We start from the raw sequence: 21,198 nt of genomic DNA on the forward strand, positions 1-21,198 counted from the left end.
CCTCCTCCTACTCGATTGTCTGTTGTAGGCGCATCTATTGCTCTACAACGATTATTCTTATTATACGTTCGTTACGTCGATGAACATTGACTCATCGATGTTAGAAGATGAAATTTCAGCTTCTTCGAATTCGTACGCTTTGCGGTCTTCACTACGGTCTAGTGGAAGGTTCACGAAGTCAAACAGCTCGCGGTCAGCCAGTTGGCTTGGACTTACGTTCTGGATTGACTTGAAGATCTTCTCAACACGACCTGGCGTTTTCTTATCCCAATCAATTAGCATCGCTTTAATGTTCTGACGCTGTAGATTCTCTTGAGAGCCACATAGGTTACAAGGAATGATTGGGAACTCTTTATGTTCTGCGTATTTGATTAGGTCCGTTTCACGACAGTAAGTCAGTGGACGAATAACAACGTTACGACCATCATCTGAACGAAGCTTTGGTGGCATAGCCTTTAAGCGCGCACCGTGGAACATGTTTAGGAACATGGTCTCAACGATGTCGTCTAGGTGGTGACCCAGAGCGATCTTAGTTGCACCAATCTTCTCTGCGAATGAGTACAAAGTACCACGACGAAGACGAGAACATAGGCCACACGTTGTTTTACCTTCTGGCACTTTCTCTTTAACCACTGAATACGTGTCTTTATCTACGATGTAGTAAGGAATGTTCAGCGTTTCAAAGTACTCAGGAAGAATGTGTTCAGGGAACCCAGGTTGTTTTTGATCTAGGTTTACTGCCACAACATCAAATTTGATCGGTGCTGCTTCACGTAAACGTAGCAAAATATCTAGCATCGCAAATGAATCTTTACCGCCACTAATACATGCCATTACTACGTCATTCTCTTCGATCATGTTGTAGTCGATGATGGCATTTCCAACATTTCTTCTCAGACGTTTCTGAAGTTTGTTGAATTCAAGTGTTTCTTTTCTATTATCGTTTTGGTTCATTGCGACTCTCACACCGTCGTATTACCGACTGTAGATTGCTAGTGGGACTGTTTTAGGGCGTGGATTATACGGATTTTTATTTAATGTTGAAATAGTAACGGCAGGATAAACAAGCTGAGTAATAGAAAGATTCTGCTTTTATTGTTCGATAAGCTCCCTAGCTGGTAGAGAAACGCGGTTTCACATGCTCTCGGTTGGTATCGCAGATAAAGAAAAGCAGCCTGATCTAATTCGATGAGGCTGCTTTAAGATATGTCGTAAAAGCTTAGGGGAATGATTCCGCTAAGCTTTTACTTCACTAACAATGATTCCGTTAAAAACTATTGCGCGGGAATGTACGGCAATACGCGAACTGTTGGTTCTGGTAACGTGATGCTGTCACTTCCATGAAGTTCTTCTAAGGTGAATTTCGCTCGCCCTTCTTTGATTGGTAGTTGCTTACCATTTGAAAGCTCGATGTTGCCTTCCAGCTTATTAGCGAACTCTAGCGTTACCCCTTGGATATCTGGCGTGAACCAACCAGAGAACATGCCGCTGACGTCTTCAAGCATCGCCTGCATCTGTGGTAATAGGTTTTCTAGTTGAGTTACTTCTACTGTGCCAGCTAAAGGCTCTTGCGTCATCACAACCAAAGAATACGCACACTCTTCTTCTTGAGTTTGTACAAAGATAAGAGGGTTTGCTGAGCGTAGGTTTTGATCTACCGGTAGAAGCAGTTCATTCGCAGGAGAGACTTTTAGCTCTTCGTAGTGCTCTTCTTTTTCCATCCAAGCTTTGCTGATGTGACAGGTTTGCTGAGCTTGTTGATCAACAAAGAAGACCGCAACTTTGACATCATCATGCCCTTCTTTGGTGTTGTTTTTCAGCTGAGTATAAAGCTTAGAATACGTGAACATGTATTCTTGCGCTGAAGCAGGAAGAGAAACCCCAAGGCTTAATGAGGCTAATAAAGCGAGTGCTGTCTTTTTCATTATTATAATCTTGTCGAAGTTGAGCGTTTATAAATAGAAAGAGCAGCCAATGAGCTGCTCTTTTTGTGATATTACTGGTATAAGCCGACTATCGAAGGCAACCAAGTTGGTATCAAAATGAGTTACTTTTTCCAGTATACCTCGTTGTGACGGATCATAGCTTGTAAATCAGTCACATAGTCGGAACCTCGCTCAGAATATTTTAACAAGCCATTGGTGAGCTCTGTCGCCGTTGCGGTTGTTAAAAGATCATCACCTTGCGCATCAAGTTTTGCACGAATCACTCTTAGATCGGCGTAAGCACGATTACGATTAAGGTTCATGAAATACCGATGTACGGATTCTTGGCTTGAAGAGAATGTTGCGACTTCATGAGAGCTACCTTCGTTACGTTGTAGCGGAACAAGGCCACAACCTTTGGTGTAACACCAGTGTCCAAAATAGTTATTTGCTTTAGTGGCGAAACGAGATGTACCCCAAGCTGATTCATTGGCCGCCTGAGTTAACACAAGCGCTTCAGGTAGCACGTTTACACGATTCAACATTTCTTTCAGCCAAGCGTCATCTAAGCCCGATGAAGGTACAGGCAGGCTATACAGCTTCCCTAGTCTCTTTGCGTATAACGCGTCTTCAGAGTCAACATTGTTCAACCCCGTCTCTGAAAGCTTGGTTAGAAACGCACGTTCTTTGGTGATTCGCTTGTTTTCGATGTTGATACTTGGGCGAAGATAAGAAAAGAAGGTGTCTTTCTTTTTATTTACATCTTCAATCGCTGCGAAATCTGGCTTATCAGAAGAGACGGTCAAGTCACCAAAGTTTTGCTCTGAGTCTGAAGCCTTTTGCCCCGCTCGCCTGTGCTCTTCTTCTTGTTGGTAAAGCATTGGGCCAACTAACGAGATCGAGCCAACTAAGGCTAATGCTGTCACTTTTAGCGCAAGTGATTTACTTGCGCTTAATTTAGAGTTGTTATGCATCGAATACCTGTGGGTCTTTATTGTTGCTACCGTTGTGGTCGTCGTCGCTCTTTGGTCTGTCTGACGCGATCAGTTTGAGTTTAATGCCAAACATCTCGCGGTAAAGAATCCCTTTCACGTGGAAGAAGAAAGGTAAAACGAAGATAAGGCCAATGCCGTACATCATTGCCGCGACGATGAACATCAGCATTACTAATAGGTAGATAGAAGCAACGGTGAAGATTTTTTTGTTGACAGCACGCAGAGAAAGCAGCAGCGATTGCATTGGCGGCACTTTCTTATCACAAATCAGCAGAATCGAATGGCTGAACGCCAGTGAGAAGTAGATAGACAAGAACGGCAGAATCATACCTGCGATGCCTTGAAGCATTAGGCTAAACAAAGTCACTAGAATAACCGGAACCGTAAACTGCAAACCTTTACCGATGTGGCGTACTTTGGTTTGTAGGCCAGCGGCGTGGCTCATTGCCATTAAACAGATACCGGCATAGATAGGCGCGCTGATCACTTCATAGCTAAAGTTCGCAATAAAAATCGATTCAACGATTTGTGGCGTGAACGACTCTGGGTCGATAACCGCATCCAAGATAACCGCAGGATCACCAAGCTGTAGTTTTAGTGCGATATAAAAGATAGCGAGCTGCACAAACATCAAAGCAATAATCGCTGGGGAAAACGAAAGAAAGTGACTTATCGTATGTTTCCAAGCTTCTTGGAATACAGCCGTTGCTTTGAGCTCATAATCGCCAGAAAGTGCACGGTTGATACTACCGCCCAAATTAAAATCTTTTTCGATGTCGTTGTTCATATTGATACCTAGGTGTGCCGATTAAGCGAAGCCACCTAACTTATTGATAAAAAATTACCTTCATTATACTCATATGTCGGATACAAACTAAAATATGAATCTGTAACAAGGCTTGCTTTTGCGTCTTAATGGTTAATAATTAGACACTTGTTAGGGTGTAGACCCAGTAAATAACAGTATGGTAAAGGATGTTTACTTTTACCTGCGAAATTTTTTATCTTCGAAAGGTAAAAAATGCTTTGAATTCACGTTTTTGGTGATTATGATGCGCGCCTTAAAGGTGTATAGCAACAGGTCTCAAATAGAACCAAGGTGGAGAAAAACAGACGTTGAACGCTAAAAAATCAGTAGGAAAGCCAGTAGTACAGCTAACTGGCATCAGTAAAAGTTTCGATGGTAAGGAAGTCATCGGCAATCTGGATTTAAACGTAAATCATGGTGAGTTTCTCACGATTTTAGGCCCATCAGGTTGTGGTAAAACAACCGTGCTAAGAATGATTGCGGGTTTTGAAACGGCAGATAGTGGTCAAATACTATTAGCTGAACAAAACGTAACCCAAGTTCCTGCTGAACAAAGGCATGTAAACACTGTATTCCAAAGCTATGCCCTATTCCCGCATATGACCGTTTTCGACAATGTGGCATTTGGCTTACGCATGCAGAAAGTTCCAAACAGCGAGATTGAACCTCGTGTAATGGATGCTTTGAAAATGGTGCGCCTAGAACAAATGGCACAACGAAAGCCACACCAGCTATCTGGTGGTCAACAGCAACGTATCGCAATCGCTCGTGCTGTCGTTAATAAGCCTAAAGTTCTTTTGTTGGATGAATCTCTATCTGCTCTGGATTACAAACTACGTAAACAGATGCAAATCGAGCTGAAACAATTACAACGCCAACTTGGTATCACGTTCATTTTTGTAACGCATGACCAAGAAGAGGCGCTGTCTATGTCTGACCGTATTATTGTTATGCGTGATGGCGTGATTGAACAAGACGGAACACCAAGAGAGATCTACGAAGAGCCTAAGAACCTATTTGTAGCGCGTTTCATTGGTGAAATTAACGTATTCGAAGCGACAGCGAAATCTCGTCAAGATGAAAAACGCATTGTTGCGACAATCGAAGGTGAAGAGTCCATTATCTATCACGATAAAGACGTAACACCGGGTCAAAAACTGCAAGTATTGCTTCGCCCTGAAGATCTTCGAATCGAAGAAATTAAAGAGTCAGAGCAACGCGGTATTGTTGGCCACATTGTCGAGCGAACCTATAAAGGCATGACATTAGATTCAGTCGTAGAACTTGAATCTGGTATGCGTGTCATGGTTAGCGAATTCTTCAACGAAGATGACCCTGATGTTGATCACTCACTGGGCCAAAAAGTTGCAGTAACTTGGGTTGAGAGCTGGGAAGTGGTATTAGAAGATGAGCAAGAAGTTTAATTTACAAAACGCAATTGTTGCTTTAATCACAGGTTGGTTAGTGTTGTTCGTGATGATTCCAAACATCATGATCATTGGTACTAGCTTCTTAACTCGTGATGAAGCGAACTTGATCGAGATGACCTTCACTCTCGATAACTACGTGCGTTTGGCTGACCCGCTGTATTTTAAAGTGTTGATGCACTCTTTCTATATGGCAATTGTCGCAACCCTACTTTGTTTGATTATTGGTTACCCATTCGCTTACATCGTGGCAAAAATGCCGGCGAAGTGGCGTCCAATCATGTTGTTCCTAGTGATAGTACCATTCTGGACGAACTCTTTGATTCGTACATACGGATTAAAAATTGTACTGGGTACGCAAGGTGTCTTGAACAAAAGCTTGTTAGCGTTAGATATCATTGATAAACCGCTACGTATCATGTACTCAGAAACCGCAGTAATGATCGGTTTAGTGTACATCCTACTTCCGTTTATGATTCTGCCGCTGTATTCAGCGATTGAAAAACTGGACGATACGTATTTAGAAGCGGCTAAAGATTTAGGTGCGAACAAACTGCAAACGCTATTGAAAGTGGTACTACCACTAACAATGCCGGGCATTATTGGCGGCTGTTTGTTAGTGCTACTGCCAGCGTTAGGTATGTTCTACATCTCTGACCTATTAGGCGGAGCTAAGAACCTATTGATTGGTAACGTGATTAAGAGCCAAGTGCTCAACGCTCGAGACTGGCCGTTTGGCGCAGCGACGAGTATCGCACTGACCATGGCAATGGCTGTGATGCTGTATGCCTACTACCGAGCAGGTAAGCTATTGAACAAGAAAGTGGAGCTAGACTAATGGGGCGCACAGTTAAGTTCAGCTTTATGGCGCTGGTATACGCCTTTCTATACCTACCTATTATCGTATTGATCGCTAACTCGTTTAATGCCAATAAGTTTGGTATGAAATGGGGTGGCTTCACCACTAAATGGTATGACGCGCTTATTAACAACGACAGCCTAATGCAGGCTGCGTGGCACTCGATCAACGTAGCGGTGTTCTCAGCAACAGCCGCAACGATTGTCGGGAGCCTTACAGCAGTAGCCCTATTCCGTTACCAATTTAAAGGTAAAGGCATCGTAAATGGCATGCTGTTCATCGTAATGATGTCTCCAGATATCGTAATGGCGATTTCGCTTCTTGCGCTATTCTTGGTAATGGGTGTTCAACTTGGGTTCTTTACCCTACTTGCTGCTCACATTACCTTCTGTCTACCGTTTGTTGTAGTAACGGTATACAGTCGCTTGAATGGCTTTGATGTGAAGATGCTAGAAGCAGCAAAAGACTTAGGTGCAAGTGAATGGACGATTCTAAAACAGATCATTCTGCCTCTTGCTAAGCCAGCGGTTGCTGCGGGTTGGTTATTGAGCTTCACTCTGTCTTTGGACGATGTAATCATTAGCTCTTTCGTAACCGGCCCAACGTATGAAATCTTACCACTGAAGATTTACTCAATGGTTAAAGTGGGTATCTCTCCTGAGGTAAACGCCCTAGCAACAGTGATGTTAGTGGTGTCGTTAATACTGGTGATCATTTCTCAGTCATTAGCGAGAGAAAAAATCAAGTAAGTCTCCTACTCTATATAGAGACTGGCTTGATTAAGAAGTTAAGAGACTTCAAGTTCAAAAAAAGTGTTAATCATAAACAGAATGGTAAATTGCCATTCTGTTTTTCTATCTACTGCCTTCGGGCAACGTTTAGTTTGGAGCTAACGTCAATGAAAAAATGGGCTACTCTATTAGCTGGTAGTGCATGTGCGCTTTCAATGTTATCTGCACCATCATTTGCAAAAGATAACAAAGAATTGGTATTCATGAATTGGGGACCTTACATCAACAGTGAGATTCTAGAACAGTTCACTGATGAAACTGGTATCAAGGTGATCTACTCGACTTACGAGTCGAACGAAACCTTGTACGCAAAGCTAAAAACACACAACAAAGGCTATGACCTAGTTGTGCCGTCGACTTACTTCGTATCTAAGATGCGTGACGAAGGTATGCTACAAAAGATCGACAAAACTAAGCTGAACAACTTCAAGAATCTAGATACTAACTATCTAGATAAGCCGTACGACCCAAGCAACGACTACTCTATTCCACACGTAGTTGCGATCACAGGTCTTGCTGTTAACACTGACATGTACGATCCAGAAGATTTCCAAAGCTGGGCTGATCTATGGAAGCCAGAGCTTGAAGGTCAACTGATGATGATGGACGACACTCGTGAAGTGTTCCACATCGCACTGCGTAAGTTAGGTTACTCTGGTAACACAACCAACGAAAAAGAGATCGACGAAGCGTACGCTGAGCTACAAAAGCTTATGCCAAACGTTCTAGTATTTAACTCAGACAACCCAGGCGCGCCTTACATGTCTGGTGAAGTGGGTCTTGGTATGCTGTGGAACGGTTCTGCTGCTGCAGCGCAAAACGAAGGTCTACCAATCAAACTGGTTTTCCCTAAAGAAGGCGGTATCGGTTGGGTTGATAACTTTGCGATTAGCTCTGGTGCGGTAAACGTAGAAGCAGCTCATAAGATGATTGATTTCCTACTTCGCCCTGAAATTGCTGAGCAAATTTCTCGTGACACAGGCTACCTAACGGCCGTTAAAGCGTCTAACGAGAAGTTCAAAGATAGCCCTGCGCTATTCCCATCGCAAGAAGACCTTGATCGTGTTGAATGGCAAGCTGCGGTTGGCGATAAGACAGTGAAGTACGAAGATTACTTCATGAAACTTAAAGCAGGTCAGTAATTTAGCTTATTATCTAACTGTGGCTAAGTAACCAGTTTACTTAACAGGTCAACGTAGATAATCAATAAGTTAAAAATAAGAATATCAATGAATAGGCAGCTTAGGCTGCCTATTTTATTATATCGCTGCTATAATATAGCGCGATTTTTCGAAATCCTTTACCTTGGGTTCACTACCCAGCTCCAAATCAAACAAATGAACGGAACAGTAATGAAAAAAACACTGTATACCGGCGCATTGTGTGCTGCTACTTTACTTTCTACACCCTCTTTCGCAGCTGACCAAGAACTGTATTTTTACAACTGGTCTGAATATATTCCAAATGAAGTACTAGAAGACTTCACAGAAGAGACGGGCATTAAAGTCTACTACTCAACTTATGAGTCTAACGAAAGCATGTACGCTAAGTTAAAAACTCAAGGTACGGGTTACGACTTAGTGGTTCCTTCTACTTACTTCGTTTCTAAGATGCGTAAAGAAGGCATGCTTCAAGAGCTTGATAAAACCAAGCTAAGCCACTTTGCAGATTTGGATCCAAATTACTTAGATAAGCCATTTGACCCAAATAACAACTACTCAATCCCATACATCTGGGGTGCGACGGGTATTGGTATCAACTCAGACATGCTAGACAAGTCTTCAGTTAAAAACTGGGGCGATCTGTGGGATACGCAGTGGGAAGGTCAACTGATGATGATGGATGACTCTCGTGAGGTTTTCCATATCGCTCTATCTAAACTGGGCTACTCTCCAAACACGACTAACCCTGAAGAAATCAAAGAAGCCTACGAAGAACTTCGTAAGCTAATGCCAAACGTATTGGTATTTAACTCAGATTTCCCAGCGAACCCTTACCTAGCAGGTGAAGTGTCTCTTGGTATGCTTTGGAATGGTTCTGCTTACATGGCACGCCAAGAAGGCGCAACGATTGACATTATCTGGCCAGAAAAAGGCGCTATCTTCTGGATGGACAGCCTAGCAATTCCAGCAGGCGCTAAGAACACTGAAGCGGCTCATAAGATGATCGACTTCCTTCTTCGCCCAGAGAACGCTGCGAAAATTGCTCTAGAGATCGGTTACCCGACACCAGTTAAAACCGCTTACCCTCTTCTTCCTAAAGAATTTGCTGAAGACAAGAACGTTTTCCCACCACAATCAGTGATGGATAACGGTGTGTGGCAAGATGAAGTTGGTGAAGCGAGCGTTATTTATGACGAGTACTTCCAAAAACTTAAAGTAAACAACTAAGTTATTGTTAGTTAAGAAGTTAAGTAAATAAAGCGGCGTAAGCCGCTTTATTTTTTCAGATTCAGAAACTGATGTGTGTTATTAAAGACAAGGCTTAGGCCGTTAAAGAACCTTTCTCTGTACATAATAACTCGCCAACCAGTTTAGGCACCTCGATACTCGCCTTGCCGTAGCGCTTCTCTTCAAATTCACTTTCAACCGCACTTGGTTCGAGGTTTATCTCGATAGTATGTGCACCATGCATTTTCGCATCGTGAACAAAGCCTGCCGCTGGATAAACAACACCTGAAGTTCCGATAGAGATAAACAGATCCGCTTCTTCCAGTGCGGAATAAATGTCGCCCATTCTTAGTGGCATTTCGCCAAACCACACAATATGAGGGCGCATCTGCGCTGGAATTTGACAACAGTGACAAAGTTCACCCGTTTCAATATCGCCTTTGTGCTCTACAACTTGATTGGATTCACTGCAACGCGCTTTTAAAAGTTCACCATGCATGTGAATAATGTTGTTGCTACCGCCTCTCTCGTGCAAATTGTCGATGTTTTGAGTAATGATGGTAACTTTGCCATCAAGCTTGTCTTCGAGCTCTCCTAGCGCCTTGTGGGCTGAATTGGGCTGAATGCTCTCACTTTGCAGGCCGTGACGACGCTTGTTATAGAAGGCTTGTACCAAGTCAGGATCTTTTGCGAACCCTTCAGGCGTCGCTACATCTTCGATTTTGTGGTTTTCCCATAGCCCGTCTTGTGCTCGGAATGTTTGTATCCCCGACTCTGCAGAGATGCCAGCGCCAGTAAGAATTACGATATTTCGATATGGGAAATGCATATAACGTCCTTTTAGATATGTCACTTTGTAACAGCTTAGCACTGTTCAAATTCCAACAATAGTTTTGGGGATTAGACCATAGTCTTAGGCAACTGAATTCATTGGCTATTTGTGACATAACTCGCTTGATAGTTGTGGTTGTTGTTACTCAAATTCTCTGTTTTGCTATCCATAGAAACAAAAAAGCGACCGAAGCCGCTTAGTTCTGTTCAACAGTTGTCTACTTGATGTGCTTTACCCCACCAAGTGAACAACGTTAGTCTTCGTTGATAGAAGAGATCTTATGGATAGAAAGATCCGCACCGTTGAATTCGTCTTCTTCACTTAAGCGTAGGCCTGTTAGTTTGCTCAACACACCATAAACAATCATTGCGCCAATCAAAGCCACAGCAATGCCCGCTAGTGTACCGACAACTTGAGAAGCAAAGCTCACGCCCCCTAGCCCCCAGAATGTTTGCGAGCCGAAGATACCCGCTGCAATGCCACCCCAAGCGCCACATACGCCGTGTAGAGGCCATACACCTAATACATCATCAATCTGTGTTTTGTTTTGCATGTACGTGAACAGGTAAACAAACAATGCGCCTGCCACGCCGCCAGTCACTAACGCGCCTAATGGGTGCATTAAGTCTGAACCTGCACAAATAGCGACGAGACCAGCCAAAGGACCATTGTGGATGAAGCCCGGGTCATTTTTACCCGCAATTAGAGCCGCAAGAATACCGCCAACCATGGCCATGAGTGAGTTCATCGCCACTAAGCCGCTGATACCATTGATTGCTTGAGCTGACATTACGTTAAAGCCGAACCAACCGACACATAAGATCCAAGAGCCTAGTGCTAAGAATGGGATATTCGATGGTGCGAAGTTGGTGTGTTTGCCTGCACGGATGCGACCTTTACGCATACCTAAGAAGTAAACCGCAACCAAAGCAATCCAACCACCTACGCCGTGAACCACTACCGAGCCTGCGAAGTCATGGAACACGTAACCAAACTGACCTTCTAGCCAATCTTGGAATCCAAAGTTGCCGTTCCAAATGATGCCTTCAAAAAATGGATAGATGAAACCAACCGTAAACAGTGTCGCAATCAAAATTGGGTAGAAACGTGCACGCTCTGCGATACCGCCTGAAACGATCGCAGGAATTGCCGCCGCGAATGTCATTAGGAAGAAGAACTTAACCAGTTCATATCCGTTGCCTTGCGAAAGTGTTTCTGCGTCTGCAAAAAAGTGTGCACCGTAAGCAACCCAGTAACCGATAAAGAAGTAAGCAATGGCGGAGACACCAAAATCCGACAGGATTTTAACCAGCGCGTTCACTTGGTTCTTCTTTCGAACGGTACCGACTTCTAGAAATGCAAAGCCAGCGTGCATCAAGAAAACCATGATGGCGCCGAGTAATAGGAATAAAGTATCTGAACTTTGGGTAAGGGTTTGTACTGCACTATGAACTTGAGTCACCGTTTCACTCATTAAAGCATTCTCCTTCGCTTTATCTGATTTGCACTGATATCGTGCGATTCAATGTTGTAATTAATTAAAGACTCAACAGTGAACGCAAGATGCGTTCCAAGTGTGAGGGGTAATTTTCGTGCAACAGGTTTTGTTTTTAACTTATTGATTATTAAAGTCTAAATATTTAGGTGCACTTTTATGGTCCTTTACACCAAAAAAATCGCAACGACAATTGCACCAAATAAGGGAGTTGCACCATATTGAAGCGGTCAATAAGTAGGTTCTGATGCAGATAGCGGCTGACAACTATTTACGGTTCCGGGGACTTAAAAACAAAAAGCCCAGTTCAATGAATCACTGGGCTTTCTTTAGATATGTCATTAACGTCTCAGCGTTACAGGTTTGGTCCTGTCGACGGGTTTTGCGGTAGGTTTTGACTTAAACGCTGCATGCCTTGATACATACGGATAAACCAAACCACAATCGCAACACCACCGAACAACATGCCTACATACGGTATGTAGTAAGCGATGTCATCGATAATATGATTTTGATACCAGTAATCGTTCACACCGATCAACACGCCATTAGAGGTCGCTACTGTCACGATAAGTACAACAAAGAACGTCAAGTTCAAGAAGAACGAGCGAATCAAGCCGTAGTAATGGGTATCCACTACTTCGCCGTCTTCACCTTTATCTAAACGATAGCCCGCGTAGATGATGGCAACCACACCAGAGAGAAGACAAGTAAATGGCGTAAAGCAGCTTAGTATGTAAGCGACCCAAATACCTTTATGAGGTTTGTTCATTCTTATTCACCCCTTCCGTTTTCTCTGTTGCTGCGTTAGCGCTTTGTTCAACGCCGTTTTTCTCTTGTTCCATCACTTCTTTGTACCAAAGATCATGGTGCTCTTTAGCCCAAGTCTCATCAACTTCGCCTGTTACCATGCCTTCTAGTGCCCCTTCCATACCGAACAAGCCGATGTAGATGTGGAACACGAAACCACAGATAAGGATCAAAGCAGCCAACATGTGGACTAGGTTTGAGAGCTCCATATCTCGACGGGTTTGACCGAAGATTGGGAAGTCTAAAACCAAGCCACTGATCGCAGCCACACTACCCATAACAATCAATAGCCAGAACAGTGCTTTTTCACCCGCGTTCGAAAACTCTGCAGATGGATGAGAACCTTTATGTTTCCCGACCATACCACCCAGTTTCATGAACCACTGGATATCGACCATCTTGAAGATAGACTTACGCCACCACTTGATAAGAACAGCCATCAACAGCACATAGAAAATTGGGCCGATGTAGTTATGGTATTGCTTAGCCAGTAGAACGATGAAGCCCCAAAGGTCTGTTGGAATGTACGGCTTCAAGAAGTGCTTACCGTAAACCAACATCAAACCACTGAACGCCAGTGTTAAGAAGGTAAACGCCATACTCCAGTGCAAGGCACGGTCTAGTCGAGACCAACGTTTGATCTTACGGCCTGTTCTTGGCGCGCTTAGCATTAGCGGGCCAATCACAACGTACATCAAAGTCACGAAAGCAATACTGCCAAAGATAGCGACGGCACCGGCTGGTGACATCCACTTCTCTTTCAATATGTACCACGTTTGACCTGGAGTACTGATCAACACACCATGCTCAGCTGATTGAGATGTGGTGTAACCTTCCTCACCGTTTCTCACTTGTCGCCAAAAATCGGCGCCAGCAAGTTGTGTGATTTCTCGTTGAGCAGAGCTCGATTGAGTTTGTGATGAGTTCGTCTCAGATGCATGACTCATAGGAGAAAGCATTGTTAGTGCTGCCAACATTGGCAGCACTACAAGGAAGAGACGCTTAAACATTGTAAGCATATGTCTCTCCTACTTAGCTCTTAGTCGCATCGTAAGAAAGGTCGTTGCCGTCTGTCCAACCTGCACCTTTCGCACCACGTTCAACAACACGCTGACGGAAAACATCAGAAACTTTCTCTGCGTCACCCGCTAGCAGTGCCTTAGTTGAACAAAGCGAAGCACACATTGGCAGTTTGCCTTCAGCAATACGGTTCGCACCGTATTTTTGACGCTCTTCAACAGAACCTGGCTCTGTTTCTGGGCCGCCAGCACAGAAGGTACACTTGTCCATCTTACCGCGCTCACCAAACGCTTCCTGTTTAGGGAATTGAGGTGCGCCAAACGGACAAGCAAACAAGCAGTAACCACAACCAATACATAGGTCTTTATTGTGAAGTACGATGCCGTCTTCTGTATGTTCAAAACAGTCTGCAGGACAAACTGCCATACATGGCGCATCAGTACAGTGCATACACGCTACTGAGATAGAGTTTTCACCTGGTTCGCCATCGTTCAGTGTCACAACGCGACGACGTTGAATACCCCATTCCAGAGCATCATCATTTTCATTCTTACATGCAGTGACACAACCGTTACATTCGATACAACGCTTGGTGTCACAAAGAAATTTCATTCTAGCCATTTTAAGACTCCTTACGCTTTACGAATATTACAAAGGGTTACTTTCGTTTCCTGCATCAACGTGACAGGGTCGTAACCGTATGTGGTTGCTGTGTTAGCAGCTTCACCAATAACGTAAGGATCAGTGCCTTCTGGGTATTTAGAACGCAAATCTTCGCCTTGGAACTTACCACCGAAGTGGAATGGGATGAATGCCAGACCCGGTTTCACACGACGTGTAACCATCGCTTTCACCTTAATACGGCCCTTCTCTGCACCCTCAACCCAAACATCGTCACCGTCTTTAAAGCCGATGTCGTTTGCATCTTTCGGGTTCACTTCAACAAACATCTCTTGCTGTAGTTCTGCTAGCCAAGGGTTAGAACGGGTTTCTTCACCACCACCTTCGTACTCAACCAAACGACCAGAGGTCAGGATAATCGGGTATTCGCCAGATTTGTCTTGCTCTTGAATCGACTTGTAAAGCGTAGGAACACGGAAGATAGCTTCTTTGTCGTCCCACGTTGGGTAATCAGCAACTAGGTCGCGACGTGGCGTGTAAAGTGGCTCACGGTGCAGTGGTACACGGTCTGGGAATGTCCAAACAATCGCACGTGCTTTCGCATTACCAAATGGGATACAGCCGTGTTTAATTGCCACACGTTGGATACCACCTGAAACGTCAGTCTTCCAGTTTTTGCCTTCAGCAGCCGCTTTCTCTTCTGCAGTTAGATCATCCCACCAACCCAGTTGTTTCAGTAGTTTGTCACTGAACTCTGGGTAGCCGTCTTTGATCTCACAGCCTTTCGAGTAGCTGTCTTCTGCCAGTAGGCTTTGACCTTCAAACTCAACACCAAAACGAGTACGGAAGTTACCACCACCTTCAGCAACCGTCTTAGACGTATCGTAAAGGATGTGTGTACCCGGATGTTTCATCTCTGGTGTGCCCCAACATGGCCAAGGTAGACCGTAAGTCTCGCCATTTGCTGGACCGCCTTCTGCTTCTAGAGACGTTTTGTGGAATGTGTGCCAATTCTGTTGGTGTTCTTTCAAACGCTCAGGGCTTTGGCCTGTGTAGCCGATTGTCCACATACCTTTGTTGAATTCACGTGTAATATCTTCAATCAGTGGTTGGTTGTTCTCAACACGGATGTTTTTGAACAGCTGATCAGAGAAACCAAGCTTCTTAGAAAGCAGGTACATGATTTCGTGGTCAGGTTTAGATTCGAATAGAGGATCAACAACCTTGTCACGCCACTGTAGAGAACGGTTTGACGCCGTTACACTGCCGTAGGTTTCAAACTGAGTCGTTGCTGGTAGCAGGTAAACGCCGTCGGTACGATCATTCATTACCGCTGCAACCGTTGGGTATGGGTCAACAATAACCATCATATCCAGCTTCTGCATCGCTTTTTTCATCTCTGGACCACGAGTCTGAGAGTTCACCGCGTGACCCCAGTAGAACATGGCACGGATGTTTTCGCGTTGGCGAATCTTGTCTTTGTCTTCAAGTACGCCATCAACCCAACGAGATACAGGAATACCTGCACTGTTCATTGGTTTTTGACCGCCGTATGCGTTGTCGTCGAAACGGCCTTTCACCCAGTCAAAGTCGATATCCCAAACTTTTGACCAGTGACGCCAAGAACCTTCAGACAAGCCGTAGTAGCCTGGAAGTGTGTCTGACAGTACGCCAAGGTCAGTTGCGCCCTGTACGTTATCGTGACCACGGAAGATGTTTGCACCGCCGCCTGATTTACCGATGTTACCTAGCGCAAGCTCAAGTACACAGTAAGCGCGTGTGTTGTTGTTACCAGTCGTGTGCTGAGTACCACCCATACACCAAACGATACAACCCGGACGGTTTTCAGAAAGTAGTTTCGCGGTGTGGTATACGTCTTTTTCACTAACACCAGTTACGCGTTCAACTTCTGCTGGGTTCCACTTCGCGACTTCTTCACGGATCTCGTCCATGCCGAATACACGTTGTTTAATGAACTCTTTGTCTTCCCATTGGTTTGCAAAGACGTGCCATAACACACCCCAGATAAACGCAACGTCAGAACCTGGACGAAGAGAAACGTAGTGATCTGATTTCGCAGCAGTACGCGTACGACGAGGATCCGCAACAACGATCTTACAGTTGTTCTTCTCTTTCGCGATCAAGATGTGTTGCATCGCTACTGGGTGAGCTTCCGCTGGGTTTGAACCAATGAACAGCATCGATTTACAGTTGTGCATGTCATTGAACGAGTTTGTCATTGCACCGTAACCCCAAGTGTTCGCAACACCGGCTACTGTGGTTGAGTGACAAATACGTGCTTGGTGGTCAACGTTGTTGGTGCCCCAAAGCGAAGCCATCTTACGGAATGCATAAGCTTGCTCGTTACTGTGTTTCGCACTACCTAGGAAGTAAACTGAATCAGGGCCAGACTCTTTACGAAGTTCTAGCGCTTTGTTACCGATCTCTTCAATCGCTTGTTCCCAAGAAAGCTTCTTCCACTTACCGCCTTCCAATTTCATTGGGTACTTAAGACGACGTTCACCGTGGCCGTGCTCACGAAGTGCTGCACCTTTCGCACAGTGTCCACCAGCGTTGAATGGGTGATCGAATGCAGGCTCTTGACCTGTCCATACGCCATTTTGAACTTCAGCGTAGATACCACAACCCACAGAACAGTGAGAACAGATAGTACGTTTCACTTCTGTTTTCGCTTCTGGATCGACTGATTTAGCCTGTGCTTTCTTCATCATACCTGGTGCAAATAGACTTGCGCCTACCACTGCGCCACCAGCAGCTAATGAAGTGTTTTTCATGAAGGCACGTCGAGACACACCTAGCTGATTGGTTTCTTTGCTCACACTATCGGAGCGTTTGACAAGTTTCATCCGTTATCTCCTAAAGTGTGTCGTAGTAATCGCGAATGTGTTGCGTCTCACGATACCCTGTCTTCTTCACGTCTTCTTTCGAAATTTCAACAGTTTCTGAAGCGGTTGCCACTTTAGTTGTACCAGCGACAACGGCACCAGCAACGGCTGCAGTCGTCAAGCCTTTGAGTAGATCCCTACGGCTTGTATTTATATCTTTATTATCTTTCATCATTGCTTCCTTACCTTACGGTAGATCTTTTTTTGGAGGCTTAATGCCCCTCTATCGATATAATCGCGTACTGCTCGATTACTCGTAATCAGTGACGTTTTTCACATCAATCTTTAATTTGTGCTTACTGCTTTTTGTATTCACGCTAAAACGCACTTGTTCTAACGTTAAGAATGCTTCACACAGTTGAGCGGCCGATTTGTAGAAGTTCGCGCTTTCTGCCCCTTCAAGCTGACGCGTGAAAGAGTTAAACCAAGGGCCAAGGTGCTTATTGAATACCGCCTGTTGCAGTGCTTCTTCTTCAGCCGTTAGCATCGCCATCACTTCACACAGTGCTGCGATATGATCTTCCGGCTCTTTCACTTGATCGTCACGCTCAATGCCTAAAAGCTCTAAGTCATGACGAATCTCTGCCAATGGTTTTTCCATCATGGCGCCAGTGCGATGCCAAGAACCAAATGGAACGACTTCTCCACGCCCAATACCGATGAACAAATCTTGATATTCGTCTTCAAGAGCTTCACGGTTTGATTCTGTTGCCGCTTGTTGAATGGCAATCCAAGCCTTTTGCATTGCGCTTTCAGACGCTTCAATATCGAGTGTTTTTAGAAAGTCGATCACCTCTTCAGAAGGTGCGCTGCGAAACAGTGCGGATAGAACCAAATAGATCTCAGTTCTTAGTGTCTGTTCTTGTGCCTGATCCAAATTCGTTTCCAAGGCTAACTCCTAGTATTTCAATTGTTTCAATGGGTCTTGAGCCATTGAATCGAACATATCCACCACACGGCAGTCTTCACACATAGCAATACGATTAATCGCTGCTTCATCTGAAAAGTGAGAGTGACCGCGTAACTTGTTCTGTAACATGTCAATCATAGACTGAGGTGCGAATGGTTTATGGCAACGTACACATTCCGCAGCTTTCTCTTCATGAATCACAACTGCTTTTTGACGTTCTTCTTTTACCCAGTTCATACGAGGCGTAAGAGTCAGAACATTTTCAGGACATGCCTTTTCACACAAGCCACATTGAATACAGTCTTGTTCTACAAATTTAAGTGATGGAGAAGCCCCGTCGGTATGAAGTGCACGTGTCGGACACACAGCCACACAGCTCATACATAACGTACAATCTTTGCTATCACACGAAACGTTGCCGTAAGGTGCGTTTGACGGAAGCTCAACAATATTTTCAACAGGAATACGAGCTGAAGACATCGCATCAAGTGCTGTAAATAGACGTTGGCGCTTGTTGCCTTGAAGATCGCCAAGTGCAAGGTCGAATGAATCCACACAAAGTGTTGGAGGACATTCACGTAGAGATTCTAAGTACAGAATATCGATGGTTTCTTTTGGAATACCGATTTGATCTAGTAGTTCTTGAGCAATCCCTACTTCGTTATTCAGAACACGAATGATCGTTTCTGGCATAAAGCGAGATGCGGCAAACAGAACCTGAGTTGCGCCATTAACTAAAGCTGCAAACCAAGTATCGATACCAATAGATGGCAGTTCTTCTACGACAATTGGAATCACGTTATCTGGTAGCGCTTTAAGAGCCATCACGTTGTAAGTCTCATGACGTGAGCTACAGATAAGTACGATTGGATCCAGACCACCCGCTTGCTCATAATTAGCTAGCGTACGTTCAATAAACTTTTGAGTGTCATCAGGGTTTGGCAGCGCATAGGTAATCGCTTCTGTAGGACAACTAGTTGCACAAGTACCAACGCCTTGACATAGGTAAGGGTTAATCTCAATCTTGTGACCCGTCTTATCAGAGCCTTCACTTGATAGTGCGCCAGCAGGACAAGCATCTACACAACGCTCACAGCCTTTTACGCCACGAGAACTGTGCGCGCAAAGGTCAGTGTCGAGACGGAAGAACTTAGGCTTATCAAATGTGCCCATAAGCGTTGGAATCTCTTCCAGTGCTTCAGCAAGTTTTGGATAGCCACGACCTACTGGGTAATAACCCGGTACAGGTACTTCTTCTGTCATGCAGCTATTCAGACATAGGTCTAAAACAACATCGAAACAATCGTGATTAATCGCGACTTTCGCTAGATTGCTTGATGTGCCTTTGTTTTCGATCACAACTTCAAACGTGCCAAGGAAACCGGATACTTGAACCGAATTCGCGAAGTACAGTTCTGGGTTTGTGCCCTTTTCGCCATCTGTTGACAATAAGGTTAGGCTCGTCAATTGAGGTAATTGAGCCGCAGCACTTTCAATGATCGCAGTTGGACCAATAACAAGTGTATTACCGCCGCTTTCGTAGCTAACAGTAGGTGGAATCAGATTTGTTAACTCAACTGTATTTTCAAATGCATACAGTCTTGCTTTAGCGTTATTTGAATTTGCTTGTTCTAATAATTGTTTAAGCATTGCTCAGTTCCATCTTTGGACATGGATAATCTGTTCAACCTTTATTGTAGTAAGCGAGAGAGAACTTGCTGAGTAATCCGTTAACAACTAACCCTTTAGCCAGTGTGTCGTTCGTCAGACCGTGAACTCGTCTATCTACAAAAAAGTTGATAATGAACGTTATTTTGCAAATGCCATGCCAATTTAATATGCCTTATATTTCAGTGATTTAATCCTATATAACGTTTATTGTGCGTATAAAAAAAACGCTTGGGACATTTTGTCGCAAGCGGTTCATTGAGTGTTTAGTCAAAATGTACCTATTCTTTGTGTGGTATATTTTGTCCCACCTCTTTCAGGTCTGCTTCGTCTGACATTGTAGCGTTATTATCCGATACTGTGTTTTTATACAGTTCTTTTTCTTGTTCGGTTATTTCGGCACTTTCTGACGTTTCAAGTTTATTATCAGATACCTCAAGATCGCTTTCAGAATTTTCTAAAACTTCACCTTCGTCTTTATTATCAATGATTTGCTCTTCTTCTGGCGCAGTTTCTTCTTCCGTTTTGTCTTTAACCCAATCACGCAAGGTTTCCGCAACCCCTTCAGAAAGAGACTTCAAATTACTGTAATCGTCGTCGTAATCATCTAAACCATCACGAACGTTGAATTCTTCTGAGAGGAATAATTTACGCAATGCCGCTTTTTTTACGCTTTCTGAAGCTTCTGACACCAATAATTGAGCAACAGACAAGTCTTCAGTCGTTTCTGATGCTATCTCCTGAGAGTCAATAGTTTGAGAATCGACAGCGTGAGCGTCTTCATTGTGTTCTGGAGACTCATTTTCTAAAGCACCATTTTCTAAAGTATCACGCTCTAATGACTCCGATGTTTCTGCGTCTATAGATGAAGCAGCAGACGAAGCCTCAGTGGAAGTAAGCTCAGTTTCCTCAAGCGTTTGTTGCGCTTCTAAAGGTTGGTCGGTTGATTCATCAAGCTTTCGTTGAGACCAACGGCTAAAAAAGTTAGTTGCCATTTGATCGACCCGCGCCTTTACGTTTCTTACGTCTTGCTTCTAATAACTCGCCATGACGACCGATGAATGCTTCCATCCAAGCTTGTACAGGTAACGGAATGTCGTATGAAAGGACTTGGTTGTCACCGTCCATGTATTGCCCTGCAACGGTTTGTGATGCTGTAAGTAACTGAATGACGGGCTTAACGCCTGAATCGACATTATCCATCACTAAGAAAAGCTTAGGTTGCTGAGAGCTTAGGTTGAAACGATAGTCTGTACGCTCGTCTTTGTGCAACTGAAGCAAACATACGTCTGGGGTTTCATGTTCAGGTGATAATTCAAAACCGATGAGTTCCCATTGAGTTGCTACCCAAATGCCAGTTTTGATCTCTTTCTCTATTCTTTGGACACCTATTGGCCAAGCTGATTCTGTTTTTTCGTAGTGTTCTTGGAATTCTTTTATCTCAGACATACTGCACCCAATTGATTTTCTTTATTCTGATCGTACGTAGGACATTTTGTACTTCGCATAATCATATACCCTCTACAAAGCAATAAACACGCCAATACATTTTAAGTCCTGCTCCGTCTTTAGTGCGTTTGTCGTAAAGTTACCCCTATAACGTTAGTCGATCGCGCTGGTTTGAGACAGTTAGTCTCGGTGAACTCTCATATTTTGCGCTATTTTAATCGAATGCTTCATGTTTTCTCGAATAGCCGCTATTTTGGAATGAGAATTGCTAAATGCTTGAGTTAAAGCTAAG

At 44.1% G+C, this 21,198-nt stretch carries 20 protein-coding genes; 5 read left to right on the forward strand and 15 right to left on the reverse strand.

Going from position 1 to position 21,198, the window contains the following annotated elements; all coding sequences use genetic code 11:
- Positions 1–60 precede the first annotated feature (60 nt).
- The 4 genes from ttcA to AB4517_RS14165 form a co-directional block, all read right to left on the reverse strand.
- Positions 61–954: a tRNA 2-thiocytidine(32) synthetase TtcA gene (ttcA, locus tag AB4517_RS14150; RefSeq protein ID WP_017059635.1), complete on the reverse strand. Its 894-nt coding sequence runs from the start codon at positions 952–954 to the stop codon at positions 61–63.
- 320 nt (positions 955–1,274) lie between these two features.
- Positions 1,275–1,925: a DUF2987 domain-containing protein gene (locus tag AB4517_RS14155; RefSeq protein ID WP_372148506.1), complete on the reverse strand. Its 651-nt coding sequence runs from the start codon at positions 1,923–1,925 to the stop codon at positions 1,275–1,277.
- Positions 1,926–2,047: 122 nt separating this feature from the next.
- Complete coding sequence (locus AB4517_RS14160) at positions 2,048–2,899, reverse strand: glucosaminidase domain-containing protein (protein ID WP_372148507.1); 852 nt, start codon at positions 2,897–2,899, stop codon at positions 2,048–2,050.
- A complete protein-coding gene (locus AB4517_RS14165; RefSeq protein ID WP_017063864.1) occupies positions 2,892–3,707 on the reverse strand; it encodes a membrane protein in 816 nt (271 codons plus the stop codon). The genes AB4517_RS14160 and AB4517_RS14165 overlap by 8 nt, the downstream gene beginning before the upstream one ends.
- Positions 3,708–4,036: 329 nt before the next feature.
- On the opposite strand from AB4517_RS14165, the gene potA reads away from it, so the two are divergent.
- The 5 genes from potA to AB4517_RS14190 all read left to right on the forward strand — a co-directional run bounded on the left by potA (position 4,037) and on the right by AB4517_RS14190 (position 9,195).
- Positions 4,037–5,152: a spermidine/putrescine ABC transporter ATP-binding protein PotA gene (potA, locus tag AB4517_RS14170; protein ID WP_017059631.1), complete on the forward strand. Its 1,116-nt coding sequence runs from the start codon at positions 4,037–4,039 to the stop codon at positions 5,150–5,152.
- Positions 5,136–5,993, forward strand: coding sequence for a spermidine/putrescine ABC transporter permease PotB (gene potB, locus AB4517_RS14175; protein ID WP_017059630.1), 858 nt, complete (start codon positions 5,136–5,138; stop codon positions 5,991–5,993). The genes potA and potB overlap by 17 nt, the downstream gene beginning before the upstream one ends.
- The gene (potC, locus tag AB4517_RS14180) at positions 5,993–6,763 is read left to right on the forward strand and encodes a spermidine/putrescine ABC transporter permease PotC (RefSeq protein ID WP_017059629.1); all 771 of its coding nucleotides are present in this window, start codon (positions 5,993–5,995) and stop codon (positions 6,761–6,763) included. Before potB ends, potC begins: the two co-directional genes overlap by 1 nt.
- Before the next feature lie 149 nt (positions 6,764–6,912).
- Positions 6,913–7,947 carry an extracellular solute-binding protein gene (locus AB4517_RS14185; protein ID WP_017059628.1) on the forward strand — a complete coding sequence of 345 codons (1,035 nt, stop codon included), beginning with the start codon at positions 6,913–6,915 and terminating at the stop codon, positions 7,945–7,947.
- 210 nt (positions 7,948–8,157) lie between these two features.
- Entirely contained in the window at positions 8,158–9,195 is a 1,038-nt protein-coding gene (locus AB4517_RS14190; protein ID WP_017059627.1) for an extracellular solute-binding protein, read from the forward strand.
- A gap of 94 nt (positions 9,196–9,289) precedes the next feature.
- Here AB4517_RS14190 and cobB read toward each other — a convergent pair whose 3' ends face one another.
- From cobB to AB4517_RS14245, 11 genes are all read right to left on the reverse strand, one after another.
- Positions 9,290–10,024 carry a Sir2 family NAD+-dependent deacetylase gene (cobB, locus tag AB4517_RS14195; protein WP_017063867.1) on the reverse strand — a complete coding sequence of 245 codons (735 nt, stop codon included), beginning with the start codon at positions 10,022–10,024 and terminating at the stop codon, positions 9,290–9,292.
- A gap of 256 nt (positions 10,025–10,280) precedes the next feature.
- Positions 10,281–11,501: an ammonium transporter gene (locus AB4517_RS14200; protein ID WP_137001778.1), complete on the reverse strand. Its 1,221-nt coding sequence runs from the start codon at positions 11,499–11,501 to the stop codon at positions 10,281–10,283.
- Between the two features lie 376 nt (positions 11,502–11,877).
- Positions 11,878–12,294, reverse strand: coding sequence for a hypothetical protein (locus tag AB4517_RS14205; RefSeq protein WP_048658737.1), 417 nt, complete (start codon positions 12,292–12,294; stop codon positions 11,878–11,880).
- On the reverse strand, positions 12,278–13,351 hold the full coding sequence (locus AB4517_RS14210; protein ID WP_012603931.1) for a formate dehydrogenase subunit gamma: 1,074 nt from the start codon (positions 13,349–13,351) through the stop codon (positions 12,278–12,280). Before AB4517_RS14210 ends, AB4517_RS14205 begins: the two co-directional genes overlap by 17 nt.
- 13 nt (positions 13,352–13,364) lie before the next feature.
- On the reverse strand, positions 13,365–13,973 hold the full coding sequence (gene fdh3B, locus AB4517_RS14215; RefSeq protein WP_004742271.1) for a formate dehydrogenase FDH3 subunit beta: 609 nt from the start codon (positions 13,971–13,973) through the stop codon (positions 13,365–13,367).
- Between the two features lie 11 nt (positions 13,974–13,984).
- Positions 13,985–16,840, reverse strand: a complete 2,856-nt coding sequence (locus tag AB4517_RS14220) for a formate dehydrogenase subunit alpha (protein ID WP_017063869.1) — start codon at positions 16,838–16,840, stop codon at positions 13,985–13,987.
- A 10-nt stretch (positions 16,841–16,850) separates the two neighbouring features.
- Positions 16,851–17,051 carry a twin-arginine translocation signal domain-containing protein gene (locus tag AB4517_RS14225; RefSeq protein ID WP_008217926.1) on the reverse strand — a complete coding sequence of 67 codons (201 nt, stop codon included), beginning with the start codon at positions 17,049–17,051 and terminating at the stop codon, positions 16,851–16,853.
- 78 nt (positions 17,052–17,129) lie between these two features.
- On the reverse strand, positions 17,130–17,768 hold the full coding sequence (locus AB4517_RS14230; protein ID WP_017059621.1) for a molecular chaperone: 639 nt from the start codon (positions 17,766–17,768) through the stop codon (positions 17,130–17,132).
- 9 nt (positions 17,769–17,777) lie between these two features.
- Positions 17,778–19,439: a 4Fe-4S dicluster domain-containing protein gene (locus tag AB4517_RS14235; RefSeq protein ID WP_017059620.1), complete on the reverse strand. Its 1,662-nt coding sequence runs from the start codon at positions 19,437–19,439 to the stop codon at positions 17,778–17,780.
- A 299-nt stretch (positions 19,440–19,738) separates the two neighbouring features.
- Entirely contained in the window at positions 19,739–20,452 is a 714-nt protein-coding gene (locus tag AB4517_RS14240) for a DUF3306 domain-containing protein (protein ID WP_372148508.1), read from the reverse strand.
- Positions 20,442–20,906: a DUF3305 domain-containing protein gene (locus AB4517_RS14245; protein ID WP_017070541.1), complete on the reverse strand. Its 465-nt coding sequence runs from the start codon at positions 20,904–20,906 to the stop codon at positions 20,442–20,444. The genes AB4517_RS14240 and AB4517_RS14245 overlap by 11 nt, the downstream gene beginning before the upstream one ends.
- Positions 20,907–21,198: the final 292 nt, after the last annotated feature.

The organism is Vibrio sp. 10N.222.52.C3, assembly GCF_041474195.1.
Lineage (GTDB): Bacteria > Pseudomonadota > Gammaproteobacteria > Enterobacterales > Vibrionaceae > Vibrio > Vibrio crassostreae_C.